General features: G+C 37.3%; 17 protein-coding genes. 6 read left to right on the top strand and 11 right to left on the bottom strand.

The annotated features are described in order from the left end of the window. Nucleotides 1-50: 50 nt before the first annotated feature. From DHD80_RS06605 to DHD80_RS06615, 3 genes are all read right to left on the bottom strand, one after another. Nucleotides 51-1154 carry a histidine kinase gene (locus DHD80_RS06605; protein ID WP_251740365.1) on the bottom strand — a complete coding sequence of 368 codons (1104 nt, stop codon included), beginning with the start codon at nt 1152-1154 and terminating at the stop codon, nt 51-53. Further along, a complete protein-coding gene (locus tag DHD80_RS06610; RefSeq protein ID WP_251740366.1) occupies nt 1151-1918 on the bottom strand; it encodes a LytTR family DNA-binding domain-containing protein in 768 nt (255 codons plus the stop codon). Before DHD80_RS06610 ends, DHD80_RS06605 begins: the two co-directional genes overlap by 4 nt. 163 nt (nt 1919-2081) lie before the next feature. Continuing rightward, on the bottom strand, nt 2082-2630 hold the full coding sequence (locus DHD80_RS06615; RefSeq protein ID WP_251740367.1) for a hypothetical protein: 549 nt from the start codon (nt 2628-2630) through the stop codon (nt 2082-2084). Between the two features lie 123 nt (nt 2631-2753). Between DHD80_RS06615 and DHD80_RS06620 the strand changes: the two genes are divergently transcribed. Further along, complete coding sequence (locus DHD80_RS06620) at nt 2754-2927, top strand: hypothetical protein (protein WP_251740368.1); 174 nt, start codon at nt 2754-2756, stop codon at nt 2925-2927. A 34-nt stretch (nt 2928-2961) separates the two neighbouring features. On the opposite strand, the gene DHD80_RS06625 is transcribed toward DHD80_RS06620, so the two are convergent. From DHD80_RS06625 to DHD80_RS06655, 7 genes are all read right to left on the bottom strand, one after another. Then, a complete protein-coding gene (locus tag DHD80_RS06625) occupies nt 2962-3099 on the bottom strand; it encodes a hypothetical protein (RefSeq protein ID WP_251740369.1) in 138 nt (45 codons plus the stop codon). Nucleotides 3100-3314: 215 nt separating this feature from the next. Continuing rightward, nucleotides 3315-5207: a phosphoglycerate dehydrogenase gene (gene serA, locus DHD80_RS06630; RefSeq protein WP_251740370.1), complete on the bottom strand. Its 1893-nt coding sequence runs from the start codon at nt 5205-5207 to the stop codon at nt 3315-3317. A gap of 189 nt (nt 5208-5396) precedes the next feature. Next, the gene (locus DHD80_RS06635) at nt 5397-6971 is read right to left on the bottom strand and encodes a Ppx/GppA phosphatase family protein (protein WP_251740371.1); all 1575 of its coding nucleotides are present in this window, start codon (nt 6969-6971) and stop codon (nt 5397-5399) included. A 51-nt stretch (nt 6972-7022) separates the two neighbouring features. Then, nucleotides 7023-8264: an FAD-dependent oxidoreductase gene (locus DHD80_RS06640; protein WP_251740372.1), complete on the bottom strand. Its 1242-nt coding sequence runs from the start codon at nt 8262-8264 to the stop codon at nt 7023-7025. Between the two features lie 10 nt (nt 8265-8274). After that, nucleotides 8275-8976 (bottom strand): gluconate 2-dehydrogenase subunit 3 family protein, encoded by a 702-nt coding sequence (locus DHD80_RS06645; RefSeq protein ID WP_251740373.1) that lies wholly within the window; start codon nt 8974-8976, stop codon nt 8275-8277. Nucleotides 8977-8986: 10 nt separating this feature from the next. Continuing rightward, nucleotides 8987-10726 carry a GMC family oxidoreductase gene (locus tag DHD80_RS06650; RefSeq protein WP_251740374.1) on the bottom strand — a complete coding sequence of 580 codons (1740 nt, stop codon included), beginning with the start codon at nt 10724-10726 and terminating at the stop codon, nt 8987-8989. A 31-nt stretch (nt 10727-10757) separates the two neighbouring features. After that, on the bottom strand, nt 10758-11816 hold the full coding sequence (locus DHD80_RS06655; protein WP_251740375.1) for a Gfo/Idh/MocA family oxidoreductase: 1059 nt from the start codon (nt 11814-11816) through the stop codon (nt 10758-10760). A 221-nt stretch (nt 11817-12037) separates the two neighbouring features. On the opposite strand from DHD80_RS06655, the gene DHD80_RS06660 reads away from it, so the two are divergent. Further along, nucleotides 12038-12892: a universal stress protein gene (locus DHD80_RS06660; RefSeq protein WP_251740376.1), complete on the top strand. Its 855-nt coding sequence runs from the start codon at nt 12038-12040 to the stop codon at nt 12890-12892. 764 nt (nt 12893-13656) lie between these two features. Here the strand turns inward: DHD80_RS06660 and DHD80_RS06665 are convergent. Beyond that, on the bottom strand, nt 13657-15348 hold the full coding sequence (locus DHD80_RS06665) for a beta-N-acetylhexosaminidase (RefSeq protein WP_251740377.1): 1692 nt from the start codon (nt 15346-15348) through the stop codon (nt 13657-13659). Between the two features lie 158 nt (nt 15349-15506). On the opposite strand from DHD80_RS06665, the gene DHD80_RS06670 reads away from it, so the two are divergent. From DHD80_RS06670 to DHD80_RS06685, 4 genes are all read left to right on the top strand, one after another. Continuing rightward, nucleotides 15507-16289, top strand: coding sequence for a DUF1080 domain-containing protein (locus tag DHD80_RS06670; protein WP_251740378.1), 783 nt, complete (start codon nt 15507-15509; stop codon nt 16287-16289). Between the two features lie 32 nt (nt 16290-16321). After that, nucleotides 16322-16489 carry a hypothetical protein gene (locus DHD80_RS06675; RefSeq protein ID WP_251740379.1) on the top strand — a complete coding sequence of 56 codons (168 nt, stop codon included), beginning with the start codon at nt 16322-16324 and terminating at the stop codon, nt 16487-16489. A 10-nt stretch (nt 16490-16499) separates the two neighbouring features. Further along, nucleotides 16500-16709 carry a DinB family protein gene (locus DHD80_RS06680; protein WP_251740380.1) on the top strand — a complete coding sequence of 70 codons (210 nt, stop codon included), beginning with the start codon at nt 16500-16502 and terminating at the stop codon, nt 16707-16709. A 136-nt stretch (nt 16710-16845) separates the two neighbouring features. Next, the gene (locus DHD80_RS06685; protein ID WP_251740381.1) at nt 16846-17436 is read left to right on the top strand and encodes a DUF4126 domain-containing protein; all 591 of its coding nucleotides are present in this window, start codon (nt 16846-16848) and stop codon (nt 17434-17436) included. Nucleotides 17437-17554 lie beyond the last annotated feature (118 nt).

Below are 17554 nucleotides of genomic sequence, written 5' to 3' on the forward strand. Positions count from 1 at the left end.
ATGTTAAGCAATTAAAAACTCTGGCTCTAACACTTATAGCTGAAAAAATATTAAGGAATCCGAATCACCGTTTGAACACCTGCACCAGTTTTATTATTCTTTATTTTAAAGTAGAAATTATTCCCATACAAATTCTTCAGCCGGTCACTTATATTATTTAAACCGACACCTTCTTTCATGAGTTCACCATGTTTTTTGTCTAGCGTCACACCATTATTAGATACTATAATTTCCAGTTTCCCGTCTACTTCTTTTGCTGAAACTTCTATATCTAAATTGGTGTGATCATAAGAATAACCATGCTTGATAGAGTTTTCTATAATTGGTTGTAACAACAGTGCCGGCACCTGCTTCACTTTTAAATGATCTGGAATATCAATAACAATATTTAAATGATCTGAAAATCGTATCCTCAAGATATTAAGGTAATAATCCAGAATACGTAATTCTTCATCCAGACTTATCTTACTACTATCGCTGTGATAAAGGATCTCCCGGAGAAAATCGCTAAGATCTGCAATTGTATCCTTTGCTTTGGAGGCATCAATATCGGTTAAGACAGCTATTGAATTCAGAGTATTAAAAAGAAAATGAGGCTGCAATTGCGCGCTTAGCATTTTCATTCTTGTATTTACCAGTTGCGTTTCAAGTTTAGAATGTCGCTTTTCAGCTTCCTTTATCTGTTTTAAATAATAATAGGTGTAAATAATAAACACCATGGCAAAATAGATTAGGAAATTAAGGTCCAGAACATAGATAAATGCATTGACGGTTTCCCTTAGATCATAATTAGCCACATCCACTTTTCCGGAAAGAATGGAATAAACATCAAAAATAAGCCGAATGATCAAACCTATTAAAATTGAAAAGACCACATGAATAGAAATGATCTTGCTCCAGGCATAATTCTTATTTAAAAATCTCTTGGTACTTATAGCAATAAGAGTCATATAACTAACCACGATCACATAATCAAAAAGTACGTTGTGTACTAAAAAGATACTCCAATCAAACTCTTTACCTCCCTCTGCCATATAAGTACGCATGTAAACCATTTTCACCAGCATCACTACATCAAAAAGCAGATAGAAACCGCAAAGTAAAAGCACCAGTTTCCAGTCTATATATTTTTTGCGGAGGGTTGAGAATGTCATGATATACCTAATTTTTCTAAAAATTCCTTCTTATGGGATTTACTGATCCTAAGAAGTTGACCGTCTTTCATTTTTGAATCGATTTCTGAATAATCTGAATGAAGTATCTCATCAACAAAATGAAGGTTCAGAATAGTGGATCGATGCACACGTACAAAGCTATTATTATCCAGCATTTCTTCCAAATTGCTTAAACTTTCACGTAGGACATATTTCTTTCCATTGGCAAAAATTTCAGCATAATATCCAGATGCACAGATATACTGAATATCTACAGGATCAACCAAAGCCGTTTTATTCCCGGTTTTAATGGGGATTTTGAAAATCGCAGATGGCAATTCTGACTTGCTACTATACTGATGAAAAAATTCTTCCATCCGTTTTCCAAAAGTTGTATTGGCTTCAGCTTTAGTAGTTTTTAAAACCTTTTTGATTGTTTTAAAAAACCGTTCGTCTTTAAATGGCTTTAATAAAAAGTCAAAAGCCTCTACATCAAATGCCTTTAGGGCATAGTTATCGTAAGCAGTCACAAAAATCACTATCGGTTTAGGTTCAATTTCCACATTTTTAAGAACATCAAAACCATTCATATCCTTCATATTAATATCCAGAAAGATAAGATCTGGTAATTCAGAATTAATGAAGGTTATAGCGTTTTTTCCATTGGTACATTGTCCAATCACTTCAATCTGCTCCACTTCTTCAAGTAAATTGAGTATCCTTTTTCTGGCTAATTCTTCGTCATCTATAACTAATGCTCTCATTATGTGTAGCTTTCTCTATGGCAATTTAAAATTATTTCATGACACTAATTCATTTTAAGGAAAAATGAGATCTATATTTGGCTTAATATAAAAAAAAGAGCTACCAAATTTCTTTAGCAGCTCCTGGCTTATTCAGTTAAATTTTAAATGTTTAACAACCATTTTAATTGCTGGCGACAGATGTGAGACCAACATTGTTACCGTCTAATTTAAGTGTTCGTTTTTGACCGTCTTTTTCAAGTTTGATTTTATAAAGTTCCTTTTCCAACATACTTGCAGTTCCAAAAGCAACGTATTTATTGCTAGTCATAGTCCATCCCTTGTTTTTCATATATACTTCCCTTCTAATGTCAAGTGGTAACAGGATATCTTTAAAGTTTTGATAGGTACTAAGGAGCTCTCCTTCTTTATCGTAATTTGCCATTAGTTTTCCTTTTTGACTTCTGAAAGTGATCTCATAAGAATCATATTCTTCTTCAATTTCTCTCATAAAACTATAGATATCAAAATTTGAATGCATAAAACCAATCGGGTTCTTATCAAATTCTCCAACATATTCTTCATTGATGTTGAAGGAATAGCGATTTTGATCCTGTGAAATTTTCGAATCGAAAGGTTTGTAAACCACATTGGCTTCTTCAAGTTGTGTAACCTGGGATTGTACGCTTGCGGTTGCTACTAAAAGTAGTACTGATAAAATTAAATGTTTCATGATTAATGATTTAAATGAATAAAAGATTAGTTGATGATTATGATGCTAATGTATAGGGAAAGAACCTCCTCTAAATTAATAAAGATGTATACAACCAGTATTTGTTATACGAAAGGCGTAATTATGAAAGGAAAAGATGTAATAGAAATATTAGAGCTTTTTTGGCACTATACGTTGATTAGCCAAACCAAATGGGTTATTGGTAAGCGAAAAGAAGCGATTCACATCATTTTTGAAAAAACAAGGCATAAAAAAGAACGAGTAGAAATGTTCTTATGGTCAAAAAGAAAATATTGAAAAGATCAACTTAAGCCTATATTTAAAGGAAAAATTAATTGTTCTTTAATTTTTTTTCAATGCCGGCAATCAATTTTTCTTGTTGGGCATTATTTCTGAGAGTCCTTATTAAAATCACCAACCCAACGATAATGGCGAGGCCGGTAATTAGAAAAATAATAAGATATTCCATGATTATACTACAAGGTTTGGTTAATTTCTCAAGTAGGGATGTAATAAATAATTCATGTAGGGAGGTTCAAGATAAATAAATTAATAGTGTAAATTTAAATTTCCTCCGTTAAAAGTTTACCATTTATTTTCAGATAATGGTATTTCAACGTTATTTATAACGCTTTCGTCGGTTTATTGAGTGAGGGTTATAACAAGATGTTTTTATTATAAAACTTAATAAAGTACCCTAAATTTAATGGTATCCTGTATCTCTTTTAATTCCTGGATAACCTCTGCATTATACGCTTTATCAATATCGGTAATTACGTAACCAATGGTTTCATTGGTTTTAAGATATTGTCCCACAATATTAATGTCATTTGCTGCCAAAATCCTGTTGATATTGGCAATAATTCCGGGACGGTTATGGTGAATATGGATTAAACGATGTGCATTTTCTAAAATAGGAAGTTGCAGGTTAGGGAAATTCACGCTGTTGGTGGTCCCCCCGGTATTGATGTATTCAATAATTTTACCAGGCACAAAATTTCCGATATTTTCCTGGGCTTCTTCAGTACTTCCACCTATATGCGGCGTTAAAATTAAATTTGGCAATCCTCGTAATTCGCTTTCAAATTCTTCCTTGTTCGTTTTTGGTTCCTTCGGAAAAACATCTACTCCAGCCCCGGTAATTTTACCAGATTCAATATGATTTTTTAGAGCTTCCACATCAACTACATGTCCGCGGGCTAGATTTAAGAAAACGGCGCCATGCTTCATTTTCTTGAATTCATCGTCGCCAATCATATTTTTATTTTCCTTCCTGCCATCAACATGAAGGGTAACTATATCCACTATTTCAAGAAGCTCATCTAAAGAATTACATTTGGTTGCATTTCCCATGGCCAGCTTTTCAACAAGGTCATAGTAATATACATCAAAACCAATAGCTTCCGCTACTACAGATAATTGCGCACCAATATTCCCATAACCTACGATTCCCAGCTTCTTTCCTCTAATTTCATAACTGCCAGTAGCAGATTTATTCCAAATTCCCTGGTGCATTTCTGAAATTCGATCAGGCAGATTCCTCTTCAGCAAAATAATTTCTCCAATGGCAAGTTCCACCACAGAACGTGTGTTGCTGAAAGGCGCATTAAAGACCGCTACCCCTTTTTTAAGACAGGCCTCAAGATCGATTTGATTCGTTCCAATACAAAAGGCTCCCACCGCAATGAGTCGGTTAGCGTTTTCCAATACTTTAGCCGTTAATTGGGTTTTTGAGCGAATTCCAATAACCGAAACATCTTTTATCTTTTCACACAGTTCCTCCTCATCCATGGCGCCGGAAACTGTCGAAACATTATAACCCTCATTTTTCATGATATCCACCGCATCCTGATGAATATTTTCAAGTAATAGGACCTTAATACGGTTTTTCGGGTAAGAAATCGCTTTATTCATTTTATGAAGGTATAAAAATTCATCAAGGCTCGGTGTAATATGATCGGCCTTGGCTAAAATATTGTCGCGCTCTACATTTTCAGTAAAAGCATAAAATTTGTTTGCTAATCCGGCAGCTTTGATCTCATAATCGGTGTAGCCATCTCCAATTACGTATACATCACCTTTAAGATCTAATTTCTGCAATTGTTTTACTTTTCCGTTGTTGGAGGAAAGGACATTATCGTGATCAAATCCAATAATTTTCCCATTCTCATCAAATTCAAAGGTATTGGCAAAAACATGTTCTTCTTTAATTCCAAAATCACCTACAATGGGTACAATAAATTCTTTGAATCCATTGGAAATAATATAAATCTGGTCTTTATTTTCTTCTAAAAAACCTTCATTTCTAACGAAGGAGATGGAAACTTTTTTCCTGAGTTTTTCTATGAGTGGTGGCAGGTCCTTTTTGTACGCTTCCAGTAAAATGAGCCGCTCGCGTAAAGAATCCCTAAAGGCAAGTTCACCCCCCATTCCGCGATCTGTAAGATCTTTTAATTCCTGAAGTTTCTCTTCGCGTTTTGGGTTGTTCTTCAAAGAAATCTCCCCTAAAACATCAAGGGCTTCTACCTGTGTGAACGTGCTGTCAAAGTCTATAACAAAATGCCTGTTATCCTTCATAATCCAATTAAAAACTTGCTAAAATGAATGGGTAAAACTAATCTTTTTTAAAGCAATAAAAAACAGCTAAATTCAGTAAAATGTATTGGATTATGTAATTCTCAGAATTTGATAAAATAATTCGGAAAAATAAATATTTATAAAGAAAAGAGCAGGGTTTGTAAAAAGAAGTGCAGGCTTTTAAAATAATTAATTAGGAAAAGCTTTAATCTCAATTTTTTTGTTGAGTTGTTTTTTTAACAACTTTGCTTTTCGCATACCTCCCCAAACTTCCAGTTCAGGATCACTTTCTGTGTAAATATTGAAAACTACTTTTTCAACCTGATTATCAATTTCAAGTTTTTGCACATTCTGGAAATGGCTTCGGTCCAATCCGTCGGCAACTCTTAAAATTGCTGAAAGTTTTTTAATTCTTTTCCTCACCGGCTTTGATTGGGATTTATACGCTTTATGGCGTTTTTTTGGGGTCGAATTTCGATGATACCGGGCCACGTTGGCCATGATATTCACCTCATCATCAGTAAAACCGCGCAGTTCAGAATTTTTAATAATATACAAAGCATGTTTATGGTGCCTGCTGTAAGAAATATAATAACCAATATCATGTAGGAAAGCTGAATATTCCAGCAATTCCCTATCGTTTTCATTTAATTTTAACTCACTTTTAAATTCGTCAAAAATCTGCAAGGCCATTTTTGCCACATGACGGGAATGATCCTCCAGCCAGTTGCATTTCCGCAGTAATTCGTGAATACTTCTTTTACGAGGATCTTTAAATTCAATATTGAGTTTGGAGAAGTACTTGCCTTTTTCTTTTTTGATAAAATCGATGATCATCCCATCCCTTAAAGCTCCTTCAGAAATTTTCACATTTTCGATCCCAAATTCATCGAGAAGATATTTCACCAGAATCACCCCGGGATTAATAATATCAACCCGCTTTTCCTCCAGCGTTTTTAATTCCAGCCTTTTCGATTTATCCAATTGGATAAATTTTTTGTAAAATTTCTGAAATGCCTTCGCTCCATAGGTGTATTCATTCAGGCTAATCATGGTATCGCTGGCATTTTTTCCGGCAATCATCGCGGCGATATTTTCCATCGTACCGGAAGATCCAATCACCGTCTTTACCTTATGTTTTTTAACGATTTCTGAAACTGCTGATAATTCTTTTTCAAAGTGCTGCTCAAGTTTTTTTATATTCTCTTTTGAAACAGGATCGGCATCTACAAAACGTGCGGCCATTCTGGCGACACCCAGTTTCAGGCTTTTTGAATAAACAAATTCCTTATCGTTGCCCACAATAAACTCAACGCTTCCACCGCCAATATCTACCATAAGCACCATTTCGTCGCCAATTGCTATGCTATGCCTAACCGCCAGGCCAATCATTTCCGCTTCCATTTTTCCGGAAATCACCTGCACCTTTACCCCGGCTTCATATAAACTGCGCTGGATAAAATCCCCGCCATTTTCAGCTTCCCGTATCGCACTGGTCGCATAAGCAAGTATTTCCTCCACCTGCTGACTATCACATAGAAACCTGATCCTTTTTAAGGCTTCCAGACCGCGATCCATCGCCTCTTCACTTAGGTGATTTTCCATCCCTTTTTCAGCCAGGATGACCATTTCCTTGAGTTTATCTACGGTTCTAAAACTTCCGTCCGGATAAATATCTACGATCACGGCATGAAAGGAATTCGTCCCGAGGTCGATCGCAGCAATGCGCTTATTTGGCTGATTATTGTCTATAGTTTGCTCCAAGAATAAAGTTTGAGAATGAAATTTATAATTTTTCCTCCAGCAATGGAAAGATTAAGCAAACCTTTCTGGTATAAAAGCAGAAGTTTTCATAAAAAGTGGTTTTTCAGTAATCATATCTGAAACCATTTTTCCTGTTGCCGGACCCATACTCCACCCCATCATAGAATGTCCTGAGGCAACTGTTAGATTTTTATATTTTGATGTCTTCCCGATAAAAGGAAGCCCGTCTGGGGAAACAGGTCTTAGCCCGCATTTTGCAGAACCCTTTTCCTCTGGGGTAATTTCAAGATTTTTGTAATAGCTGGACGCCGCATTGGCGATCGCTTCTACCCGGTTTTTGCGAATAATTTCGTTAGCTCCTGAAAATTCCATGGTTCCGGCAAATCTTGTAAATCCATCCATCGGGGTTACGGCAACTTTAGATTCACATAAAATTGCCGGAATGCTTATCCCTAAATCTCTAGGTACATTGATGCTGTAGCCTTTCCCGGGTTGTATGGGAATATTTAGTTGAAGTTTTCTTGCTAATCTGGTGGTCCAGCTTCCCGATGCCAGTACAAATTCATCAGCTATAATATTTTTTTCCTGTGTTTTTATGGAAACTATATTTTTCTCACTCTTTTCAAAACCAATCACTTCCTGATTCATTTCGAAGGTTACACCTCGTTTTATCAGCCATTTTTTCATATTTTCCATAAAAGTACCTGGCGTTGAATGCCTATCACAGGTGTAATGAATAGCACCTAAAACCTCCTCTGAAAATACGCTTTGCAACTTCTGAAGTTCATCCTTAGTAATTTCTTTTACATCAAGTCCCTCTTCGTGAGCCAGGGCGGCAATCTTCAATTCTGAAACCGCTGCTTTTTCAGTCTTAAAAACCGATAAAATTCCTTTATTCTGATAATGAAAATCGAAATCCAGCGAATCACGGATTTCATCAAACAAATCCCGACTTTTCAGATTAAATTCTTTTAAAACAGGAACTGCTTTTTCCACCTTTTGTTGCGTGGCAGAACCATTGAACCTCAATGCCCACTTAAAAAAATCTACATCAAAACGCGGTTTTATATAAAACGGACTATCAGTTTTCAGCATCCATTTTAATCCTTTTACAACAATGCCCGGTTCTGATAGTGGAATGATGTGGCTGGGGGTAAGATATCCGGCGTTCACAAAAGAAGCACCGGATGTAATATTTCCTTTATCGATCAAAGTTACCTCTACTCCTTCTTTTACCAGATAATAGGCTGTACATAAACCTATAATTCCACCTCCTATAACAGCAACTTTCATATAGATTCATTTAAACGATATAATCGTTCCAGTCTTCAATTTCATTTCTTTCTTCGGGCTTAATGGCGACTTTAAGCATTTTTTCGTCATAAGCGAGACCGTGTTCATCCAACACATCTTGCGGCACACCATCCCAAACATTAGGCTTATTACCCATATAACCTAAGAATTCAATCCCCGGTTTACTGGTGAAATACCCGGTAGTTACAAGATTTCGCAATCTGCTGAAAAATATAGCGGCCTGTGAAAACTGAGGTTTCACATCCATGGGATAAGCAATATCTTCCACAATTTTCAATTGCTCTTCTGAAGAAATTTCGGTGAAATCCTTATCAAATCTTTTATGAGATTCCGTTCTTAACCAGCGTAAACCTCCTCGCATAGGGGTTTGATGCTCGGGAATGTCTTTTGAAATAAATTCAATGAAATCTGTGATCCCGGTTTTTGAAGCTGGCGGATAATCTCCCTGTCCCGGAATTATAATATCTGCAAGAATAGCCATAGTAGCCAGTTCATTTTCGGTATAAAACTGCTCAGACATGAGATTTTCGTCCCATCGCTCTTCTTCGGGAGTACGGCCGTAATCAAAGTCGCTTTCAATATTTTCTGAAATCCCCACAGTATCGGGTTTATCATCAATCCTGCAACTGAGCAACATGGTGGTTCCTGCCCCACCAATAATAAGTGTTTTTAGTGATTCTCTTCTGTCCATAATACGCTTATTAAATATTTCCTTTTTTCATTTCTTCCGCGAGATAATCGCTTGCCCTCCAGGCCAGGGCCAGGATCGTCCATGTGGGATTTTTATCAGCCTGTGATACGAAAGCACCACCATCTACCACAAATAAATTGGACACATCATGCGCCTGATTGTATTCATTTAAAACCGAAGTAGTAGCATCAGCACCCATTCTGGTGGTCCCAACTTCATGAATAATCCTTCCTGGATTCTCAAGCCCATAATTGGTTTCTTTTCCAGGTTTATCCCCAAGTGGGATTGCCCCAATAGATTTGATGATCGCTTCAAAACTATCCTGCATATGGGCTGCCTGCTTCACTTCTTCTTCGCTCCACTTATAATTAAATTTCAAAACAGGAATCCCATATTTATCAACTTTTTGAGAGTCGATCTCACAGCGGTTCTCAGCTCTGGGAATACTTTCACCCCTACCTGCCATTCCTAAAGTAGAACCATAGAAACGTTTTACATCCTGCATTAAACCAACTCCATAACCCCCGGCTTTTCTATCTCCGAGAACCTGCGGGGCTAACGTATGTAGAAATTCTGTATTAAATCCAAATCCATAGGAAGGCATCCCCATACCGCCCCAATACTCAATATGATAACCTCTGGAGAACCCAAGGTTTTTATCATCATTCAGCCACCATGGGGTATACATGTGCATCCCACCAACTCCATCTTCATTATATCTCTTTCTGTCCATTAATTCCGGCATAAAAGCCATTCTGGAAGCCCCGGTAGAATCATGCAAATATTTTCCCACGACTTCGCTGGAATTTGCCAGTCCGTTGGGATGTGTGGTAGATTTTGAATTGAGCAGGATTCTTGCCGAACTACACGCACTGGCAGCAAGGATCACCACTTTTGCCTTGATCCTGTAATCCTTTCCATCTTCTTTATTGATGTAGTAAACGCCAGATGCTTTTCCATTTTCATCGGTAATCACTTCCCGCACCATGGCATTGGTGAAAAGATCTACATTTCCTGTTTCTATGGCCGGATTCACCAAAACCGAAGAAGATGAAAAATCTCCATAAACGGAACATGACCTTGAACATTGATTGCAATAAAAGCAAGCCTGTCGCTTCTTATTTACCCTTTTGGTAAGAATAGAAAGCCTGGAAGGAATCATGGGAATCCCCACTTTTGAAGTTCCTTTTTTCAAATATAATTCGTGTAACCTCGGTTTAGGGGGAGGTAGAAAAAAGCCGTCCGGTTCATTTGGAATATTTTCTTTGGTTCCAAAAACTCCAATTAATTTATCTACTTTATCGTAATATGGGCGAACATCTTCATAGCCAATAGGCCAGTTATCTCCTTTCCCGTCAAAGTCCTTTCTTTTAAAATCTAAGGGCCCAAATCTTAGGGAAATCCTACCCCAGTGATTGGTCCTTCCACCTACCATTTGAGAACGAAACCAGTCGAATTCAGTTCCCGGTGCTTTGGTATAAGGTTCCCCATCAATTTGCCATCCACCATAAGCCATGTCAAAATCACCAAATGCCCTTACTGTGGAAGCTCCTCTTCTGGGAGATTCATAAGGCCAGCGCAGTTGGGTGCGTTGTTCAGGGTTTGCAGGGTCAAAATTGGGCCCGGCTTCTACCAGGGCAATTTTAAATCCCTTATCGGCTAAAATTTTGGCGGCCATTCCTCCACCGGCACCAGATCCTACAATACACACATCATATTTTGTGGACTGTTCTATAATTTGAAAGGACATTTGTTATTTTTAATTTTGATTAATATTCAGGTTATTTTAAAAAGACGCTTTTATTCATTTCTGCAGATTTTTTTGCCGCTTCCAAAATTTCTACGACGGTTACATTAATAGGAAGGGAATATAGGCTCTTCTCATTATATTTAATATCCCCGGTCATCACTCCATAAAAATAGGAAAAAGGATCTCTATATTTCTGCTCTCTGGGTGATAATTGGATTTCTAATGCTTCAGGATCTTCTTTTAATTTTTTCTGAATTTCTTCGGAATTTTTAGCGACTATGTAACCATGGGTGCCATACACCGCCATATCTTTTCGTGAGTAGGGCCAGTTCCACGATGCCTGAATAATTCCCTGTGTTTTTGGGTATTGCAGAATAATGGTCGCTTCATCATCTACATTGGCATAAATTTCCGGTTTGTTTTGTGCGGTAACTGCAGTAACTGAAAGTGGTTTTTCTCCATTCATCAATGCCGTCATAAGGTTCGCGCCATAGCAGCCAAAATCGAATAAGGCTCCTCCCCCATTCTTTTCAGGATCCACTAATATTTCCAGGAATTCTTCACTAACCCCAATTTCCTTAGGGCCTTCATGACCATCATTTACCAGGATTTTTGTTAAATCCCCCAATCTATTTTCCCCAACCTGCTCCTGAATATATTTCGTGCTCGCATACCAGGAGGTTTCAAAATTGGTAAGGACCAAAATATGATTTTCTTCAGCTAAAGACTGAATTTCTAAAGCATCTTTATAAGTAGTAGCCAAGGGTTTCTCTACCATCACATCGATCTTTTTAGGAGCACAGGCTTTTACAATGCTTAGATGTTCACTGGTTGCCCCAAAAGCTGAAACTGCATCGGGTTTTGTTTCATTGAGCATGGTTTCAAGATCATCATAGAAAATTCCCTGATCAAGATCATATCGTTCCATATATTTTTTAACCAGATCCTCGTTAGTTTCATAAATTCCCACCAATTCAAAATCCTGTGCCTCTCGATTAAAAAACCAATCCACATGACCGTGGCTTAAACCGGCAAGGGCAAACTTTTTCGAAGTTTGTGCAAAAATAGATTGACTAATAAATATTGTCAAAAGAACGAATTTGATGATTTTCATAATACGTGACAAAGCCTATATTAGGAACCTAAGATAAACTTTTTAGGATTTATATTAACGAAATTTTAGGATTTCATGAAGGAGTTTTAGAAATTACCTGAAAATTGAGTAGAAAATTTAAGTTTCACCATTTCTTATTCAGTTAGACCCCTTTAAAATGAACGCTTTCGTACCTTTAATTGCCAACTAATACTTTTATGGAAAAAAAGATTTTAATCCCTACTAATTTTTCAAAACATTCCTGGAATTCACTGGTATTTGCCCTGAAATTGTATAAAAAATTTCCCTGTACCTTTTACCTGATCAATTCTTATTCGTCTCAAAAGTTTTTTAATGAAACCCTTCCTTTAGCAAAGGCAGACGAAGATGAACAAACTGAAAAGGAAAAATCTGAAAATGGCCTGGAACGAATGATGAAAGGATTGATTTTTAGAAAAGAGAACCCTAAACATCAATTTGAAAAAATATCTACGGAAGGAAATCTGGTGGAAAATGTACAGGATGCTGTCAATAAATTTGGTATCGATCTAATTATCCTGGGGTCCCAGGGTGACACCGCAGGAATTAGCACTTCCTATGATAATCAAATATCCAAATTAACTGAAAAAATACAGGAATGCCCGGTTTTGGTAATTCCGGAAACACATGAAATGTCCAATGAAGGGGGGATGGAAATTGTTTTTCCAACAAATTTTAAAATACCTTTTAAACAACGTGAACTTAGAGCTTTAATTGAACTTGCCGAAAGTTTAAAAGCATCTGTACGCGTTCTATATATTAATTCTGAAAGTAAACCTCTAGCTGAAAAGCGCGAGACCAACAAAATGGAACTGGCAAAGCACCTGTCTGATGTTCATACCACTTTTCATGTGCTTACGCAAACTACACCCACCACAGGGGTACACTTATTTATAGAAGCTCGGGACAGCAATTTTCTGGCGCTCTATCAAAGAAAGAAAGGATTTTTCTCCAGACTCTTTTCAAACCCTATGACTGAAACCATCAATTTTGATCCTAAAGTTCCGGTTTTGATTTTAAAGGAATACAATTAATTTTTTTTGGGTAATCCTGAAGAGAATCAGGGCAGGTTCAAAGCGATCCATTAGAAAAGGTAAAAAATTAATTTCAGCTTTCTTTTAGACTAACTCAAGGCTTAAAAATTTTTTATTGTCTGTAAGGTGTCATATTGATAATGGGCAAAATAACGTCATCCTCTTTTGAGTTATCTGGATGTTTCAGCATCTTATTAGAGATACTAAAAAATATGCCAATTTTCTACGCTAGATAAATTTTTTCAGGGGTCTGGCAATGAAGAAAGCTTTGTCACATTGAGCGGAGTCGAAATGTGCAAGCAGGATTTCGCTAAATTGGTTATTGCTAAACCTGCCGAAACACATATAATAAACACCTTAACAAACTCGATTTAAGCTAAAATGAAAAGGGCGCCTCGACAGGCTCGGTGTGACAATTAAGAAACATTTTAATATAGAATAAAAGTGATCTTGTCCTGCTGAGCCTGCCGAAGCACATCCTATAAATACTTTAACTAACTCGATTTAACCGAAAGTGCAAAAGCATCTCGACAGGCTACCATTAACGTATTTATTTGCGTATTATAGACCCTAAAACCAGTTCAGGGTGACGATACTAGAACTGCCGTCATGCTGAACTTGTTTCAGCATCTTATTAGAGATACTAAAAAAAAAAGTCAATTTCCTGCGCTAGTTAAAACTTTTTATCAATTGCCTCAAGGTGACGAAATATAACAAAATGGATATCCTTTAATTACCGGAAACTACAGAACCCGAAAAAATAGCTATTTTTTCACCAGAGGCTCATCCACTCTTTTGGCGTAATTATAATTATTCGCTTCGTAAACCTTTGTGATCCCCGGAAGCCTTTTTTTGAAATCCTCCCAATTTCTTTGCGATTCCTGGGTCCAGCCAACCTCTGCAAGTGCAGCCATTCTGGGTAAGGTCATGTATTCCAGTTTTTCAAATTCTTCTATATATTCAGTCCATACATTGGCCTGCACCCCTAAAATATAAGCTGTCTCCTGTGAAGTTAAAGCTTCAGGTTCGGGATTATAAGAATAGACTTTCTCCAGCGGAAGGTAACCGCCAATCCCCAAAGGTTCTTTAGAAATATCCTGTGCCTGATGATAATCAAAATAGAAATAACCCGTGGGAGTCATAATCACATCATGTTTCTGTTTGGCCGCTTCAATCCCTCCTTCTTCCCCGCGCCATGACATCACCGTGGCATTTGGAGCCAGACCCCCTTCAAGGATTTCATCCCAACCAATGATTTTTTTTCCTTTGGAATTGATATATTTTTCCATTCGCTGAATGAAATAACTTTGTAGTTCATGCTCGTCTTTTAATCCAAGATCTGCCATACGCTGCTGGCATTTAGGACAGCGTTCCCAATTTGCCTTTGGGCATTCGTCGCCCCCAATATGTATATATTCTGAAGGAAATAATGCTGCCACCTCATCGATCACATTTTCGAGAAAGGTAAATGTGGAATCGCTACCCGCGCAAAAAACATCTTCATAAACACCCCAGGATTCCTGAACAATTTTTGGCTGCCCATTGGCTTGTTTTTCCTTTCCGCCTTTAGACATCATATTTTCTGGCACCACTGTTTTTTCTTCGGGAAAACAACTCAAATATGGGTAAGCAGCTATAGCAGCAATTCCATGACCGGGCATTTCAATTTCCGGAATTACCGTTATATGTCTCTTTTCTGCGTAAGCTAAAACATCCTTGATCTCTTCCTGAGTATAAAATCCTCCGTAGCGTTTGTTATCATTACTATCCCCTGGATACTTACCATTGATGGTCCCGTTTCTGAAAGCTCCAATTTCCGTAAGTTTTGGGTATTGTTTAATCTCTATCCTCCATCCCTGATCTTCAGTTAAATGCCAATGAAAAGTATTAATTTTGTGAAGCGCTAAAATGTCCAGATATTTTTTTACATCACCTACATCAAAGAAATGTCTGGCAACATCCAAATGCATCCCTCTATAAGCAAGCCTTGGGGAATCTGTGATGTTTACTGAAGGGAACATAACCAGTCCATCCTCTTCCATGCGCAATTGTTTTAGAGACTGAAGCGCATAAAAAATACCCTTAGCAGTTGCACCGGAAATTTTTATTTCATCAGGTGAAATTAAAAGATTATAGGCTTCTTCATTTCCTAAAGCCGCATCTATATCCATACGGATCATTTTTCTCGATCCAGATCCAAATTTAAGTCCGGGATTGGAAGTGGTTAGGTATTCTTTAAAATATTCCACCTCATTCTGTAAACCATCCTTAGCTTCAATTTTCACATTTTCATCAAGTACAAACCTTCCATTAGCTGGGATCAGTTTTTCAGGTTTTGGAATTATATTATAATCTGAAACCACGTTTTCAGAAGTGTCATACTTGTTTCCGCAGGAAAAAAATAAAACTGGAATAAAAATTAGAAGGGAAATTTTTAAAGCAAATTTTTTAATCATAATGAATCGAACTTTAGAATTTAGAAAGTTACTTTATTATTTTAAATCTACCCAAATTTTCTAATCTTGAGGAAACAACAGCTTTCAGTTACTATACCTGAAATTTCTGAATAGATTTTATATGAAATTTTGTAATTTTCCTAGCTAAATAATATACTATGAACGTTCCCAAGATTTCACTTTTATTTTTCTCCTTAATTGGTCTCACCGCTTTTGCCCAGGATACATATCCCAGTACCCCGCCAGAAGAATCTCCCATGCCTATGAAACCCGAAATGACGGAAATCTGGGAGCCGCAAGTTGAGAAAATCACTCCGGGAGAAAATTATGGGGATGCCCCTTCTGATGCGATTGTACTTTTTGATGGAAATAATCTTGAGCAATGGGTGAGCCAAAAAGATTCTACCAGTTCTGCTCCATGGGCAATTAAAGAAGGATATTTTGAAGTAGTCCCGGGAAGTGGGGGGATCCAGACTAAAATGAAATTTGGGGATTGCCAGATCCATTTAGAATGGAGTGCACCAGATGTTGTGGAAAATTCTGGCCAGGGTCGCGGCAATAGCGGACTTTTCTTACAAAATCGCTACGAGTTACAAATCCTGGATTCTTATAATAACCGAACCTATAGCAACGGGCAGGCAGGAAGTATTTATAAAGATCACCCGCCTTTGGTCAATGCGATGCGAACTGCAGACAAATGGAATTCTTATGATGTGATTTATACAGCTCCAGGATTTAAGGAAAATGGTTTAATAGACAATCCTGCGAAAATCACTGTTCTTCACAATGGTATTGTCGTTCAGAATGATGCTACCATCCACGGTTTAACGCTTTATATCGGTTTACACAACTATCCTGAACCGCATGGTGAAGATGTGATCGCTTTACAGGATCATGGAACCAAAGTTCAATTTAGAAATATCTGGTTGAGGAGGTTATAGTCTACCAAAAAAATGGAATATATCTATTTAACATGTACAAAGAGATAGATAAAAGATTTGCCCTGGAGGTGGTAGAACACATTATTTTAGCGGAAGGCACGATGTTCCAAAATATTCGGGGAAACTTTGAAGGGCCGGAAGCTGGTGACCAGCAGGGAGAAAAAGGTAAAAACCTTTCCTGCCTTAGAACCCACAGATAAATATGCGAGTTTGGAGGAAGTATGGGAATCTTTTGAAGATCAACGTGAAGACATCACTGATTTTATTAAGGATTCTGATTTAAATTTTAGAAATTATATTTTCGAGATGCCCTTTGGTAAATTAGATGGTTTCCAGATGTTGGAATTTACCGCCGGCCATACGGCCAGGCACACTGCCCAAATCGACGAATTAAAGATATCAGAAAATTTTCCGCAGTAAAGATCCTGAAAAAAAATTTAGGGCAACGGCGTAAAATTTGAAACTTTCGCTTCAAATTTTACGCCGTTCTTATTTCTCATGAATTATTTAGAATAAAATACTTGTTGTATTTTCATAACTCAAATTTGTTATTTAGATGGGAGGAGAATTAGTATCAAATTATTTTATTCCATTTTGTTTGGGGATAGGATTGGCGGCTTCTGCTGGTTTTCGGGTATTTGTGCCTTTGTTTGCCTTAAGTCTTGCCGCACATTTTGGTTTTGACTTAAGTGATAAATGGGAATGGGTGGGCAACTGGCCGGCCTTAATTACTCTGGGTATTGCTACAATTATTGAAATTGGCGCCTATTTTATCCCATGGATCGATAATTTATTAGATTCCATTGCAGTTCCCCTCGCCACAATTGCCGGGACTTTACTCATGGGAATTACCCTTACGGGCGTTGATTCAGAAATAATTCAATGGGTTTTGGCCATTATCACCGGAGGGGGAACCGCCGCGATCATCTCGGGAACAACTGCATCTGGAAGGGCAGCTTCTACGGCAACAACCGGTGGAATTGGCAATTTTCTGGTGAGTGGTGGTGAAACTGTTGCTGCTTCTGTCTTAACCATCACTTCTTTTATCTGGGCGCCTCTTGCCCTTGTTTTTGTCTTAATTATCATCTTTCTTTTCTATAAACTGTGGAAAAAGATCAGCGGTAGAAGGAAAAAAGTCCGCACTTAAATATCTTTTCTCCAGGCTTCAGAAATTTTTAGGTATCAAAAGCTTTTATAACTTTACCGCTTTATAAAGACTATGTCCAGAAAGCAGCTTTTTTTTCTTCTGATTTTTATACCATTTT

It is taken from the genome of Gramella sp. AN32, from assembly GCF_023718305.1.
GTDB classification, from domain to species: Bacteria; Bacteroidota; Bacteroidia; order Flavobacteriales; family Flavobacteriaceae; genus Christiangramia; species Christiangramia antarctica.